The sequence below is a fragment of the Pantoea sp. Morm genome (assembly GCF_016643525.1).
Lineage (GTDB): Bacteria > Pseudomonadota > Gammaproteobacteria > Enterobacterales > Enterobacteriaceae > Pantoea > Pantoea dispersa.
Map to the genome: position 1 here is coordinate 1 of NZ_VOQX01000011.1, position 14,478 is coordinate 14,478.

Consider the following 14,478-nt stretch of genomic DNA (forward strand, 5'->3'; position numbering starts at 1 on the left):
GCAAAGAGCTGAAAGATCATAAACCTCAGCTGGCGCTGCTGTTGCAGGTGCTGACGGAAGAGAAACGGTTCACGGCAAACTGATTAATTATGAGGCAGTTAAGCTGCCGGCATATTGCAATCGCCAACGGAACCAGTAGTATAACCCTCCACGTTCGGCACGTAGCGCAGCCTGGTAGCGCACTGTCATGGGGTGTCAGGGGTCGGAGGTTCAAATCCTCTCGTGCCGACCAAAATCCCAAAGAAAAGCAGCCACTTACGGCTGCTTTTTTTATTGCCTGCATTTTGCGAGGGTAAAACCCGGCGCGCCCCGAGCGCGATGGTTTTCAGCGTGCGGACTGCCACGCGTCTACGGGTTAAACGTCAGCGGGACTTCCGTCTCGCAGGGTTGCACCAGAATCAGCGGGCATTTCTTCACCTTACACGCCTGCGAATAAGCCAGCTCGCACACTTCGCAGATATCGCGCACTTCCGACTCATATTCATACTCCATGAAGTAGCGAAACGTACCGCTGCGCGTGTCGCTGCGCCAGAAGCGTTGCGGTTCCAGTATTTCATCCAGTTGCCTGAAGGTCAGGGCTGAGGGGTTGTGAAAACCCACTCTTACACGATATTTAGTCATGCCCTGATAATTATCGAGTTTTGGCCGCGTTGCCAGCCGGAAACAATTCTCGCTGGGATAGGGAAAATCTTTGTAACGCTGGCACATCGGGCGCCGCAACCCGATCCGTAACGGTTGCGGCGCAGAGGGAAGGCTTTGACCGTCAGCGCTGGATTTTCAATTCATCATCCCAGCGGTCTGCCGCCGCGTTTGCGGGATCGTGATCCTGCAGCAAAAACTCGCCGTTTTGCTGGGCGATCTGCTCACCGGTATCCGTAATCGCGTTTTGAATAAACACCTTTGCCTGCGCGCCATTCACAAAGGTGAGCTGATGGAAGGCGGTTTTGTTGCCCCAGTCTTTTGACGGCGCTGAAATATAGCGGATGGTGTAACTCTGGTCCTCAACGCTGCCCTGCATCACATAGAGGCCATAATGATTTTCGCCCTGCGACAGGATTTTATACACCCCGTTGCTGTAGTAATAAATCACCGCATCCGGGAACGGCTTTTCATCATAGAGTTTGCGGTAGTGCAGTTTATGCACAAAGGTGGGTTTGCCGGGCACCACTTCAATATTGCCCTGCGCATTCTGGAAGCTGAGATCCGCTGCCTGTGCAGCGCCTACGCTCATGCAACCCAGTAACATTATGCCAGCCAGTTTTTGCATCGTTCGCTCCTTAGCCTCTTCGTCAGCCACCAGCATGTTACGCCCACGCTTTACCCCGGTTAAACGAAGCGGCTATCGATGTGAGATGGGCTTCATAATACAGCCACTACAGGAAGGATAGAGATGGAAAATGACCGCGCCATTACCGCGCCAGACGCGGCTATTCGGCACCACTGCGACAGGCCCTCACCTTACTGTTCAAGGTGCTAAATCCTGCAGCATAATCTCGCATCACACTTCATTCATGCTGCGAATCAGGTACTTAACTGAAGTCAGCAAAGCCGACCGGGATCACGTTTTTACTGATTTGTGACAGCAATTCATTAAAGTGAAACAAAACTGTCACAGATTTCCCCTACCCTAAAGCTCCCGTTTATTTGATGGAATCTCGTTATGGTCATCAAAGCAAAAAACCTGCAGGATGCGGAAGAACTCCTGCACTCAGGCATCAGCAAAGTGGAGCTGGCGTATGATATTGGCAGCGATGATTTCTTCCGCCTGGCCAGCCACTGGTGCGACCGTGGTGCACGCATTACCAAAGGCCACCACCATTTTGTGGTGCAGATGAAGAGCTTCGCTATCCCGCCAAATCGCTAACCCGCAGCAGCCTTTTCGGCTTGCTCTGCCCGCGGCTGACTGGTAAAACACGCTTTTCCATCAGCCGTTACTCGTTATGTTCTCAGCCGAAACATCCCTGCCGCTGCCCGCTTGTGGTTTTATCACCGCCGCTGGCCACACCGCTGAATCGCTATCGCTGGCGTGGTGCCGCTTTGATCGGCAACAGTGGCACGCCGCTTTACCTGCGCAGTGGCAACTGCCGCTGCCGTCTGCGCTACAGCAGGCAGCCAGCAAACGCAAAATTGAATATCTCGCCAGCCGCTGGCTGGTGCGGCAACAGCTGGCGCAGCTGGGAATCACTGATTTTGTGCTGCACAACGCGCCGGATCGCTCACCGTGCTGGCCGGCAGGCATTCGTGCTTCACTGTCGCACAGCCATGACTGCGTGGTGATGGCCGCGACGCGCGAGGCATTGTATGTGGGCATTGATGTTGAGCAGGTGATGGCAGAGGAAACCGCGCAGGACACGGCGGAACTGCTGATGAACGCGCAGGAGCGCGCGCTGCTTGAGGGTCAGCCGCTGCCCTTTGCGCAGGCGGCAACGCTACTGTTTTCGTTGAAAGAGAGTCTTTATAAGGCGCTATGGCCGCGGCTGCATCAGCCCATGGCGTTTCATCAGGCTGCGCTGATTGAGCTCGACCTGCCGCAGCAGCGCGCGCGGTTGCAGCTGTGTCAGGATTTCAGCGCGGAATTTACCCGCAGCACCGTGCTGGACGCACGCTTCTGGCTGCAGCCAGCGCGCGTGGTCACACTGCTCACTCACCCGGCCTGCACGCAATAAAAAACCGGCGCGGAATGAGCCCGGGCCGGTGACAACACAAGACGACAGAAGTGTTCCAGGGAGGCAGAGACGAGGATCTCTGCTGCCATTCACTGTATCCCGCTGACAACGTCCTGCCCAATAAGGGTTTTTGCTAAGCTTTGCCGCCAGCCGTCAATGGCCGGTATCGGTGCGTTTGACGGCGTCCAGCGTGGCCATTTCGCGCTCGCGGCCGGTCAGCTCGCTTAACTGCCCATCGCGCATTTCCAGCAGCCGATCGGCATGAATAAAGTAGTGATCGTCATGGCTGATGGCGAACACGGTTTTGCCGGACGCCTGAAGCCACGGCAGCAGCTCGCGGTAGAAGATGCGGCGGAAGTGCGGGTCCTGATCGGCCGCCCACTCATCGAGCAGCAGGATATCGCGCTCCTCCGCCGCCGCCAGCAGCAGAGCAAGGCGCTTGCTCTGCCCTTTCGACAGCTGCAGGTTGAGTACCCGGTTGCCTTCCAGCTTGAGCTTGTCCTGCATTTTCAGCCGTTCCAGCCACTGCTGCACCAGCGCCGGATTAGCCGGCTCACCACCGCGACGAATCAAACGGTCAAACAGGTGCACGTCAGTGAATACCGCCGAAAAGTGCTGGCGATAAGCATCAAGGTTATGCCAATCCACCTCTTTACCGTCCAGCAGCAGGTGGCCTGAATGCGGCTGATACAGCCCGGTCAGCAGCATCGCCAGCGTGGATTTACCGCTGCCGTTACCGCCAATCAGAAACACCAGTTCACCGCGGCGCAGCGTCAGGTTGATCGGCCCGACGGCAAAACCGTGCTCGCCATAATGGAAACAGACGTCGCGCAGCTCCAGCGTCTGCCAGTCGCTCACCGTCGGCAGCGCGTTGAAACCGGCGCTATAGGGTGCCAGATCGAAGGTATTAATTTTCCGCAACGCCACCTGTGCGCTGAGCAGCGTCGGCAGCGCGCCTACTGCCGCCAGCAGCGGCGTGCGCAGGAACAGCAGCGTCAGCGAATAGGTCGCGGCGACAGCGGTATTGGCCCAGCCCAGACCGTTGGCCATGAAGAACACAATACCAATCGCGCCGAGCATCATAATGTTCGACCAGTTCACCGCGCTGAGATGGAAGGTATCGGCGCGCACAATGTGACGACGATAATCCGTGGCATTTTCCTGATACACGGTGTCGTAAATCAGCCGGGCGCGCTCGCGGTTAAGCTGCAGCTCTTTGCGCCCTTCAATGATGGTCTGAAAATCGCGGTACAGCTCGTCCTCGATGTCGCGCAGCTTCGCCATGTGCTGATAGACGCGCGACACCAGCAGCCAGCCGCCGATCAGCGTCACCACCAGCCACAGCGTGGTGATCAACAGCATTTGCGGTGACAGCCACGCCAGATAGATCGCGGAACCCAGCGTAATAATGATGCCCTGAATCAGCTCCGGCAGGCGCACAAACGCGATAGTGATGGCACGCACGTCGCTGGTCAGGCCGGCCAGCAGCTGAGCGTTACCAATCTGCTCAATGCGTTCAACCCGCGTATCCAGAATACGTTTGATAAACTCACCGCGCAGCCGCCAGACAAAATGGTGGCCGAGCTGAGTCAGCGCCAGCTGCGATGCCAGCGTCACCGCCATCAGCAGAAACAGCTGGGCGAGAAAGCCCGGCAGCACGGTGAGCGAGGTATTAACTGCCACGATCAGTTCATTATTGATGTAGGCGATTAGCCCGATACCCAGCGCGGCGCTGAGCAGCGTCAGCACAATCACGCCGATAAACGGCCAGCGGTACTGGCGAAAAACAACCTGAAGCAATGCCATTAAAAATTATCCAGAGGTCAACCAGGCAGCCTGCAGTTTAATGGCGCTTCGGGTGAAGGCAAGAATAATTCTCATCCGTTTTACGGTTACTGGGCGCGGCGGAAGGTCAGGTTGTAACGGAACGCGCCAGCCTGCGGATGGATGCCCGCTTTTAGCGGCAAAATGCCATGATAGCGCAGGCGCGACGGACCGCCCCACACCACGATATCGCCGTGCTCCAGCAGCACGCGCTGCGTCGCATCGCCGCGCTCGAAACCGCCAAACTGAAAAACGGCCGGCAGGCCAAGCGATACCGAGACAATCGGCTGGCGTAAGTCCTTCTCATCCTTATCCTGATGCAGCGTCAGTTTGGCGCCGGGCTCATAGCGGTTAATCAGGCAGGCGTCCGGGTTGAAACCGGCAAAGCCGGCCTCCTGCGCGGTCTGCTGCGCCAGCGTGCGGAACAGCGCGGGCATCGGCGGCCATTTACGGCCGCTGCTGACATCCTGTTCGGTGTACTGGTAACCGCGCGAATCGGTCGACCAGCCAAAATCACCGCAGTTGGTCATGGCGACTGACATGCGATGTCCACCCGGCGTGATGCGATGGGCAAACGGGTTAAGGGCCGCGACGTCATGAATCGCCGCCAGCAGCGCATCGGCCTGCTCGCGCGCCCGGCGACGCAGAATCACCGCGCCCTCGGCCAGCGGTTCCTGCCATGGCGCGTCTTCACTAAATAGATCCAGCACAGTTACCTCCTGTCAGGTCAGGGCTGATTGATAAGAAACGATTTGAACTGTGGCGACATCCAGTGGCTGAAGCCGTCGCCCTGCTTCGTAATCAGATACACCGCCAGATGCTGTTTCAGCGCCAGCGCTTTGGCACGCTCGGTGCCGAGCACCATCAGCCCGGTGTCCCAGCCGTCGGCTTCCAGCGCGGTGGTGGCAATCACCGTGGCTGAGACCAGCCGGTGATCGATGGGTCGGCCGCTGGCCGGATCGATCACGTGCGAGATGCGTTTGCCATCCAGTTCATAATAGTTGCGATAGCTGCCAGAGGTGCTGATTCCGTGCCCCTGCAGATCGACGCGTGCCTCCACCGCGTTCTCGCGATCGGTCGGTTTCTGGATGGCAACCCGCCACGGCTGCTGGCTGGCATTCAGGCCGCGACTCAGCACTGCCCCGCCCACCGACACCAGATAATTAGTGATGCCCTGCTGCTCCATCAGCCGCGCCAGGTGATCGGTGGCGTAGCCTTCGCCCATAGTGGAGAGATCAACATACAGGCCAGGCAGATCTTTCTGCAGCCACTGGCCGTTCACCGTTTCAATCACGCGCAGGTGCTGCAGGCCGGTCTGCGCTTTGGCGGCAGCGATGGCGGCATCCGATGGCGTATGCGCCGGCTGCTGCGCCGGGCCAAAGCCCCACAGATTCACCAGCGGTCCGACGGTAATGTCCATCGCGCCGCCGGTCAGCTGGCCGATGCGCAGCGCGCGGGTGACGATATCGGCCATATCGGCACTGACCGGCTGGGGATCCTGTCCCTGATACTGGTTGAAGCGCGACAGCACCGAGTCCTCTTTCCAGGTGGAGAGTTCGCCATCGTCGCGATCGAGCTGCTGCTGAATCGCCTGCTGCAGCGCGGCCTTACGCTGAGCATCCACGCCCGCCAGACTCACGCGCCACACCGTTCCCATGGTTTTGCCTTCCAGCACCAGCGCCTGCTGCGCCGGTTTTTGCTCGCACCCGCTCAGCAGCAGTGCTACCATGCCTGTCAGCAGAATGTTCTGAAAATTCATCAATTCCTCGTCTGTAACTCATTACTACAGCCTATTACAAAGCATAACTCGCTTGTAAAACCGTCTAAAGCTGCTTGAAGTTGATCGCTGGCTGGCACAGCATACTGCGTTCCTGCACGAGAATCCTTACAGGAGCGACAGATGATTTATATGATTCTTGCTATTACCGCCGGGTTATTTGCTTACGGAAGCTTCCGTTGCTGGCAGCACTATCGCCACCGCCTGATTCAGCACTATCCGTCGCGCCGACGTTAAGGCATTGCACCAGCGTCGTGCATCCTGCACCGCATCAGCGCTGGCGCAGTGTAACAAAGCGACCACGGGGCGCGTGGCGCTGAGAGCGGTGGCATGGCATGAATTGTGCAGCGTTGATGGTGGGTTGAACATCAGCGAGGTGCAATATGAGTAAGGCAACAGAACAACAGGATAAATGGCAGCGCTGGCTGAGCTTTTCCGCCTTTACGCTGGCGGGCGTAGCGCTGGAAGGCAGCCTGCCACCTGCCACCACATCCCCGCAGCAGGCGGCAAAGGCCAGACGCTGGCGCAACGCGCCGTAAATTACAAACCCAGCTCGCTCAGGCCCGGATGATCGTCCGGGCGTCTGCCAGCCGGCCAGTGAAACAGCCGCGCTTCAGCGCTAATCGGCAAATCGTTGATGCAGGCGAAGCGCTGAATCATCAGACCATCGGCACCAAAGTGCCAGTTTTCATTGCCGTAGCTGCGGAACCAGTTGCCGCTGTCATCGCGCCACTCATAGGCAAAACGCACCGCCAGCTTATCGTGGTGCCACGCCCACAACTCTTTAATCAACCGATAATCCAGCTCGCGGGCCCATTTACGCTGCAAAAAGGTCACGACGTCCGCGCGGCCGTTAACGAATTCGCTGCGATTGCGCCAGCGGGTATCTTCACTGTAAACCTGCGACACGCGCTGCGGATCGCAGCTGTTCCAGGCATCTTCCGCCATACGCACTTTTTCTAAGGCACTTTGATGATCGAACGGGGGAATGAGCATTTTTTGTCTCCTGATGATGTAGACAGGTCTGTCTACTTGATTCATCCTGCCGTATGTAGACAATTCTGTCTACCCCCGTAAACAGGAATTTTTTCTTATGCTCGCACCCCTGCTGTTTGATGCCAGCGCCAGCGCGCGTGACCGCATCCTGCTCAGCGCGCAACAGTTGTTTTATGCGCAAGGCATCCGTGCTACCGGCATCGATAAAGTGATTGCCGCGGCTGGCGTGACCAAAGTGACCTTCTACCGCCACTTTCCGGCCAAAAATGACTTAATTCTGGCATTTCTGCAGCAGCGCCATCAGCGCTGGATGAGCGGCTTTCGCAGCGCGCTGGCGCAGCAGCCTGCCATCAACGTGGCGCTGCCGGCTGCGTTACTGAGCTGGTTTCAGGAGGAGGATTTCCGCGGCTGTGCGTTTATTAATAGCGCGGCAGAACTGGCTGATACCCTGCCGGAAGCGAGCGCCCTGATTCGCCAGCACAAGCGGGAGATGGCGGCCGCCATTGCCGAAAGACTCAGCACAGCGCAGCAGGATAAAACCGGGCAGATCGTGTTGCTGGTGGATGGCGCAATCGTGCAGGTTCAGATGGGGGAAGCGGCGCAGCAGGTGACGGCAACGCTGCAGGCGGCGCTGAACGCGCTGCTGGAGAGCAGAGCGTGACCCGCAGGCCACGCCCTCCGGCTTAGAACTGGTAAACCAGGCCCAGCGCAACGATGTCGTCGGTGTTGATACCGGCCGCATCGGTGAAGTTGTTGTCGTCCAGCAGGTTGATCTGGTAATCAACATAGGTCGACATGTTTTTGTTGAAGTAATAGGTCGCACCCACGTCGACATATTTTTTCAGGTTCTGGCTGCCGTAACCTTCGATATCGCTGCCGCGTGAGGAGACGAAGGCCAGCGACGGACGCAGACCGAAGTCAAACTGATACTGTGCCACCAGTTCCCAGTTGTCCGCTTTGTTGGCATAGCCGTACGCAGCGGAATCCACCGCGCCGAAGCGGGTTGCGTTGTAAGAACGGGTGTACATCGCCGCCAGATACACGTTGTTAGCGTCATATTTCAGACCGCCGGTGTAGGCTTCGGCTTTATCACCGCGACCGAGAATGCCTGGCGCGTTGCCGTTCTGATTGTTAGTACGGTCAGACTGGAACATCGCCGCACCCAGACCGAAGCCGGAGCCCAGATCGTAGGTGGTGCTCAGACCCCAGCCGTCGCCGTTCTCACCCAGGACATCACGACCGGAAGAGGATTCGGTTGGGTTGTCGTTTTTGCCCTGATACTGCACGGCAAAGTTCCAGCCATCCACCAGGCCGAAGAAGTTGCTGTTGCGGTAAGTCGCCAGGCCGTTGCTGCGCTGGAACATGAAGTTGTCCGCGCCGTAGGTGTCACCACCAAACTCCGGCAGCACGTCAGTCCAGGCGCCGATGTCATACAGTACGCCGTAGTTACGGCCGTAGTCGAACGAGCCCGCATCACCGAATTTCAGACCGGCGAAGCCGACACGGGTGTAGCTGTTAGCGGTACCCTGCGATTCTGCGGTGTTCAGCGCAGCCTGGTACTCCCACTGACCGTAGCCGGTCAGCTGGTCGGTCACCTGAGTTTCACCTTTAAAACCAAAACGCAGGTAAGACTGGTCACCGTCCTGGCCATCGTTGTCCGAGAAATAGTGCAGGCCGTCTACTTTGCCGTAGAGGTCTAATTTGTTGCCATCTTTATTATAAATTTCAGCTGCGCTTGCTGAGCCTGCCACCAGCAATGCAGGAATCATCAGGGAGAGAACGCGACGTTTCATTTTATTACCCTCTGTAATGTGCCTTTTATATGTGCCACTGCTAACTGAATGCTTAAAAATTCAGCCGGCAAGCCATTGTTATTTTATGGAGAGCAATAATCTATCACGAAAATGATACTAAATTTCCGAAAGTGTTTCATTGTATTAAATAGTTATTTCTAAATGTAAATTTCGCGGAACTAATAATCAGCACACATCGGCAAAAAATATCGCACTAATTGATAAACCGAATTTTATTCATTTAAATACATAGAGATAAGATGAGATAAGCTGCCGCACTGAATGATAAAACTTAACGCCACTCAGCGCATACAATTACTCCCGCTATCATCATTTATTTCATTATTACCTTCATTCACCCCGAATGAGAGATTTACCCTAATTCCCGCCGGACATGATTGTCCGGCATTTTTTTGCCTGCCATTTTTCTTCCGCTGTGTAATTTTATGTAAACCTGTTTACTGAGGTTAAATTAACCGCCACTCAGGACGCCATTATTTGTTCGTTTTCGCACTTTTTGTTCATTACTTAGCCATGATTGCACAATGTTAATTTCCGGGCGTAATAAAGTTGAACAGGAATATAGCCGATGCGTTTCCCCAACCGTTTGCGGAATATTCTTTACCACTATTCAGTCAGTTAGCGTTGCCGCAGTAATCGATTTTCACCCCAACTTAAGCCAAATTTTCACTGAATCTATCGGTTTACTAAGAGCCAGAGAGCTTATGAAGTCCAGGAAATGTCTGGAAAAGCGCAGCGCCTGGCAAAAGATAGGTAATATGCTCGTTTCTGGCGACCATTTTTGCCCTGCTCTTCGCCTTCATTGAGCGGTGCCGCGCCAGCTTTAATGCTAAACTTCGTCGCTCGAACGACTTATGACAACGACACCTTTATGACAGCACTGGACGCCGCACAGCCCAACAAATTGCATCAGCGTGTCAATCTGGGAACACGCCTCGTTTTTCTCATCGCCGGTTTAAGCATGTCTGCGTGGGCACCGCTGGTGCCGTTTGCCAGCCAGCGTCTCCAGCTGACGGGCGCGTCGCTGGGCGGCCTGCTGCTGTGTCTCGGCATTGGTTCACTGGCGGCAATGCCGGTGACCGGTGCGCTGGTGGCACGCTTTGGCTGCCGCCGCGTTATGCTGTGCTCCACGCTGGTGGTGCTGGCTGTACTGCCACTGCTGGCGACGCTGGATGTGATGTGGCTGATGGCCGCCACGCTGATGGTGTTCGGTGCCGGGCTCGGCATGCTGGATGTGGCCATGAATGTGCAGGCGGTTGAGGTTGAGAAAGCGGCGGCCAAGCCGATGATGTCCGGTTTCCACGGTTTCCTCAGCCTTGGCGGTATTCTTGGCGCCGGCGCGGTCAGCCTGTTACTTGGCGCGGGTCTGACACCGCTGCAGGCGGTGGGTGTGATCATGCTGCTGATGGTGCTGCTGTTGCTGTGCAGCCTGCCGACGCTGATGACAGAGCGCCTGCATCAGCCCGATCAACCCTGGCTGGTGATTCCGCGCGGCTGGGTCGCCTTCCTCGGTTGCCTGTGCTTTATTCTGTTCCTTGCGGAAGGCGCGGTACTCGACTGGAGCGCCCTGCTGCTGCTGCAAAGTCCGGGCATGAGCGTGGCGCACGCCGGTCTGGGGTACGCCATCTTCTCTATCGCCATGACCATAGGTCGTCTGACGGGCGATAAAGTGATTCAGCGCTTTGGCCGCTATCCGGTGATGCTGACCGGTGCGCTGGCGGCGGCGGCCGGCATGACACTCGCGGTGCTGCTGCCGTGGCCACAGGCGGCGCTGCTGGCCTTTTTGCTGGTGGGCTTTGGCCTGGCCAATACCGTGCCGATGCTGTTTAATGCCGCCGGTAATCAACAGGATATGCCGGCCAATCTGGCGATTTCCGCCATGACAACGCTCGGCTATGCGGGTATTCTTTCAGGCCCGGCTTTAATCGGCTTTATTTCCCAGTGGCTCAGCCTGAGCGGCGCGTTTTTACTTATCGCCCTGCTGCTGCTGGCGGTTGCCGCCAGCGCCCGGCTGGTCGCGCGTTAATTGCAGGATCCTGAGACACCTATGCTGCCTTATAAATTTCCGCTGACCTCCGGCAACGTAACGCGCTTTTTCGTGGTGTTTAACCTGGTGCTATTTCTCGCGCTCGGCGCCATGGTGCATAACAGTGTGAATGCGTGGATCATGGAAAAGCGCTACGCCATGACCGACCTGGCGCGCGCGATGCAAAAACGCATTGATGCTTACCGCTTTGCCACCTGGCAAATCTATGAAAATCTCGCCACCAGCGCCGCGGGTTCTACGCCGAACAGTAGCCTGCAGGAGACGCGCCTGCGCCCGGATGTTTACTATCTGGAGAAAACCCGCCGCAAGACCGAAGCGCTGATTTTCGGCTCGCACGACAGCAGCACGCTGGATATGACGCTGCGCATGTCCAATTATCTCGATACGCTGTGGGGCGCTGAAAATCCGGCGTGGTCGATGTACTTCCTCAATGGTCAGGACAACAGCCTGATCATGATCTCGACCCTGCCGCTCAAGGATATGGCGACGCGCTATAAAGAGAGCGCGATCAATACGCTGGTGGACAGCCGCCGTGCCGAAATGCTGCAACAGGCCAATGCGCTGGACGAACGCGAAAGCTTCTCGCCACTGCGCCACTTTGCCTGGCAGAACGATCACTACTTCACGCTGCGCACCACGTTTAACCAGCCAGGTCATTTAGCCACGGTGGTGGCGTTCGATCTGCCGGTTAACGATTTGATTCCACGCAGTATGCCGCTGGAGAATTTCCAGCTGCGCCAGGATGCCAGCCAGCCCGGCAGCGCCACCAGCGATGACGCCAGCAGCGAAAGCACCGCGGTCACGCTGGTTAACCCGAACCTGGAGATTGCCGCCACGCTGCCCAGCACCTCGCTCCAGCTAGTGTACCGGGTGCCACTCGCCAGCCTGGCGATGGATACCCTGCACAACCTGATGTGGCCGCTGCTGATCAACCTGTTGCTATTCCTGCTGTCTATTGCCGGCATTACGCTGCTGCGCCAGCAGTCACTGCGACCGAATGAGAACCAGAGCGCTGAGCTTGATTCGCTGCGTATGCTGAATGAGGAGATCGTCGCCAGCCTGCCGGTCGGGCTGCTGGTGTATGACTTTGGTACCAATCGCACCCTGCTGAGCAACAAAATCGCTGAGCATCTGCTGCCGCATCTCAATCTGCAGAAGATCATCAATATGTCCGATCAGCATCAGGGCGTGCTGCAGGCTACCATCAATAACGAAGTGTATGAGATTCGCCACGCGCGCAGCATGCTGTCACCGCACACCCAGCTGTTTATGATGCGCGATCAGGATCGCGAGCTGCTGGTGAATAAGAAGCTGCAAAAAGCGCAGCAGGTGCTGGATCGCAACCACCAGATGCGCCAGCAGCTGATGCAGAATCTTGGCCATGCGCTTAATCGTCCGCTACAGAGCATGGTGACGCAGCTGGTGCAGCTCAGCCAGCGCGATGACGACGAGAGCGTGCTGGATCTGCTGGATGAGAGCCAGGGTCTGGCGCGGCTGGTGGACGATATCGTCCTGCTCAACCGGCTGGAAGCCCACGACTGGTCGCCGGATGCGGGCGTGTTTAACCTGCAGGATCTGCTGGATGAGATTGCGCTGGAGAGCCTGCCGCTGCTGCGCCGCAAAGGGCTGACGCTGGTGGTCAACAATCAGCTGGCCAACGACGAGATGCGCTTTGGCGATCGCCGCGCGCTGCGTAAAGTCCTGACCACACTGATGCACTACGCGCTCACCACCACGCAGTGGGGCAAGATTTCCCTCGATATCAAAGCCAGCGACAGCAAAGCCAACAGCGTGCTGTTCCAGCTGGTGGATACCGGCTCAGGCCTGACCGGCGACGAGCTGGCCAACGTCGATTTCCCTTACCTTGGCGAAACCACGCAGGACCGTTACGGTCAGGCGTCTGGCATGGCATTTTTCCTGTGTAAGCAGCTGTGCAAACAGATGGGCGGCCAGCTGGAGATTATCGCCAAACCGGATATCGGCACGCGCTACAACATTCAGCTGCCGCTGGCGCTGGAGCAGCAGAGCGAGCAGGAAGAGAAACTGCTGGAAGGCGTGACGGCGCTGGTGGATATCGCGGTCGAGGACGTACACAAAATTGTCTGCCGCCACCTCGAGAACTGGGGGGCAAATTGCCTGACCTCGGACGAACGCTTGTCCGGGCAGGAGCATGATGTGCTGGTGACGGACGACCCGGCACGCCTTCACGGCTGGGCGCTGTTGCTGGCGGGCGACGAAATGGGGCATCACGCCCTCAACGACCAGCAATTCCGGGTCAATTTCAATCTCAGCAATGCGCTGCTTGATGCGCTGCTGGCCCTGATTGAGAAGCAACTGGCTCATGATTCGATAGAGGAGAGCGACGACGATGAGGCTGCCACGCCGCTGCTGAGCGGCAGCTATTTCCAGCTGTTTACGGAGACAGTACCGCCAGATGTGAAGAGACTGTATACTGAGTCGGCGGAGAAGGACTATCCCTCGCTTGCTCAGACAGCGCATCGCCTGAAAGGCGTGTTTGCCATGCTCAATTTACTGCCGGGTAAACAGCTTTGTGAAGAGTTAGAACAGCACATTAAACTGTGCGACGATTTAACCATTAAAAATACCACCAGTGAAATTGACGCGTACGTCAACCAACTGCTGCAGCAAGGTAACCAATAAGATGAATAACCTGAATGTAATTATTGCCGATGACCATCCAATCGTTCTGTTCGGTATCCGTAAATCTCTGGAACAGATCGAATGGGTGAATGTGGTAGGTGAGTTTGAAGACTCAACAGCACTGATCAATAGCTTGTCCAAACTGGATGCCAACGTCCTGATTACCGATCTGTCGATGCCGGGCGAAAAATACGGCGACGGCATCACGCTGATCAAGTACATCAAGCGTCACTATCCGGATCTCTCCATTATTGTTCTGACCATGAACAATAACCCGGCGATCCTGAGCGCGGTACTGGATCTGGATATCGAAGGCATCGTGCTGAAGCAGGGTGCACCAACTGACCTGCCAAAAGCGCTGGCAGCCCTGCAGAAAGGGAAAAAGTACACGCCAGAAAGCGTGGCCAAACTGCTGGAGAAAATCAGCGCCGGCGGCTATGGCGACAAACGTCTGTCACCGAAAGAGAGCGAAGTGCTGCGCCTGTTCGCCGAAGGCTTCCTCGTTACCGAGATCGCCAAGAAGCTGAACCGCAGTATCAAAACCATCAGTAGCCAGAAGAAATCAGCAATGATGAAGCTGGGCGTGGATAACGATATCGCGCTGCTGAACTACCTCTCTTCCGTCAGCGCCACTCAGGTCGACAAAGAGTAATCCCTGCGGCGGTGCTTCGGCACCGCCTCTCCTCTGCCCTG

General features: G+C 56.8%; 15 protein-coding genes and 1 tRNA gene. 9 read left to right on the forward strand and 7 right to left on the reverse strand.

Going from position 1 to position 14,478, the window contains the following annotated elements; translation table 11 throughout:
* On the forward strand, positions 1 to 83 hold an 83-nt coding region (locus FT726_RS27625; protein ID WP_407075051.1), incomplete at its 5' end, for a hypothetical protein.
* Positions 84 to 155: 72 nt separating this feature from the next.
* Positions 156 to 232 (forward strand) — tRNA-Pro (locus FT726_RS06015).
* Between the two features lie 116 nt (positions 233 to 348).
* Here FT726_RS06015 and FT726_RS06020 read toward each other — a convergent pair.
* Both FT726_RS06020 and FT726_RS06025 read right to left on the reverse strand, forming a co-directional pair.
* Positions 349 to 621, reverse strand: coding sequence for a hypothetical protein (locus FT726_RS06020; protein WP_058780313.1), 273 nt, complete (start codon positions 619 to 621; stop codon positions 349 to 351).
* A gap of 142 nt (positions 622 to 763) precedes the next feature.
* Complete coding sequence (locus tag FT726_RS06025; protein WP_058775796.1) at positions 764 to 1,267, reverse strand: hypothetical protein; 504 nt, start codon at positions 1,265 to 1,267, stop codon at positions 764 to 766.
* A 393-nt stretch (positions 1,268 to 1,660) separates the two neighbouring features.
* Between FT726_RS06025 and FT726_RS06030 the strand changes: the two genes are divergently transcribed.
* A complete protein-coding gene (locus FT726_RS06030; protein ID WP_010618078.1) occupies positions 1,661 to 1,864 on the forward strand; it encodes a hypothetical protein in 204 nt (67 codons plus the stop codon).
* A 76-nt stretch (positions 1,865 to 1,940) separates the two neighbouring features.
* A complete protein-coding gene (locus FT726_RS06035) occupies positions 1,941 to 2,666 on the forward strand; it encodes a 4'-phosphopantetheinyl transferase superfamily protein (protein WP_346302564.1) in 726 nt (241 codons plus the stop codon).
* Between the two features lie 153 nt (positions 2,667 to 2,819).
* Here FT726_RS06035 and FT726_RS06040 read toward each other — a convergent pair whose 3' ends face one another.
* The 3 genes from FT726_RS06040 to apbE form a co-directional block, all read right to left on the reverse strand.
* Positions 2,820 to 4,472 (reverse strand): multidrug ABC transporter permease/ATP-binding protein, encoded by a 1,653-nt coding sequence (locus FT726_RS06040; RefSeq protein ID WP_346302565.1) that lies wholly within the window; start codon positions 4,470 to 4,472, stop codon positions 2,820 to 2,822.
* 86 nt (positions 4,473 to 4,558) lie between these two features.
* On the reverse strand, positions 4,559 to 5,200 hold the full coding sequence (gene alkB / locus FT726_RS06045) for a DNA oxidative demethylase AlkB (protein ID WP_059009149.1): 642 nt from the start codon (positions 5,198 to 5,200) through the stop codon (positions 4,559 to 4,561).
* A 17-nt stretch (positions 5,201 to 5,217) separates the two neighbouring features.
* A complete protein-coding gene (apbE, locus tag FT726_RS06050; RefSeq protein ID WP_059009148.1) occupies positions 5,218 to 6,249 on the reverse strand; it encodes an FAD:protein FMN transferase ApbE in 1,032 nt (343 codons plus the stop codon).
* Between the two features lie 401 nt (positions 6,250 to 6,650).
* Between apbE and FT726_RS06060 the strand changes: the two genes are divergently transcribed.
* Positions 6,651 to 6,806: a hypothetical protein gene (locus FT726_RS06060; RefSeq protein ID WP_164861051.1), complete on the forward strand. Its 156-nt coding sequence runs from the start codon at positions 6,651 to 6,653 to the stop codon at positions 6,804 to 6,806.
* A 1-nt stretch (position 6,807) separates the two neighbouring features.
* Here FT726_RS06060 and FT726_RS06065 read toward each other — a convergent pair whose 3' ends face one another.
* Positions 6,808 to 7,263, reverse strand: coding sequence for a nuclear transport factor 2 family protein (locus FT726_RS06065; protein ID WP_058758444.1), 456 nt, complete (start codon positions 7,261 to 7,263; stop codon positions 6,808 to 6,810).
* A 97-nt stretch (positions 7,264 to 7,360) separates the two neighbouring features.
* Here FT726_RS06065 and FT726_RS06070 point away from each other — a divergent pair, with 97 nt between their 5' ends.
* Positions 7,361 to 7,924: a TetR/AcrR family transcriptional regulator gene (locus FT726_RS06070; protein ID WP_058769916.1), complete on the forward strand. Its 564-nt coding sequence runs from the start codon at positions 7,361 to 7,363 to the stop codon at positions 7,922 to 7,924.
* Between the two features lie 22 nt (positions 7,925 to 7,946).
* On the opposite strand, the gene ompC is transcribed toward FT726_RS06070, so the two are convergent.
* Entirely contained in the window at positions 7,947 to 9,056 is a 1,110-nt protein-coding gene (gene ompC / locus FT726_RS06075) for a porin OmpC (protein WP_031280043.1), read from the reverse strand.
* A gap of 892 nt (positions 9,057 to 9,948) precedes the next feature.
* Here ompC and FT726_RS06080 point away from each other — a divergent pair.
* Genes FT726_RS06080 through rcsB form a run of 3 tightly spaced genes read left to right on the forward strand, consistent with a single transcriptional unit; the run spans position 9,949 to position 14,437 of the window.
* Positions 9,949 to 11,103 (forward strand): MFS transporter, encoded by a 1,155-nt coding sequence (locus FT726_RS06080; protein ID WP_346302566.1) that lies wholly within the window; start codon positions 9,949 to 9,951, stop codon positions 11,101 to 11,103.
* Between the two features lie 24 nt (positions 11,104 to 11,127).
* Positions 11,128 to 13,785 (forward strand): phosphotransferase RcsD, encoded by a 2,658-nt coding sequence (rcsD, locus tag FT726_RS06085; RefSeq protein WP_346302572.1) that lies wholly within the window; start codon positions 11,128 to 11,130, stop codon positions 13,783 to 13,785.
* Between the two features lies 1 nt (position 13,786).
* Positions 13,787 to 14,437, forward strand: a complete 651-nt coding sequence (rcsB, locus tag FT726_RS06090) for a response regulator transcription factor RcsB (RefSeq protein WP_013509853.1) — start codon at positions 13,787 to 13,789, stop codon at positions 14,435 to 14,437.
* Positions 14,438 to 14,478 lie beyond the last annotated feature (41 nt).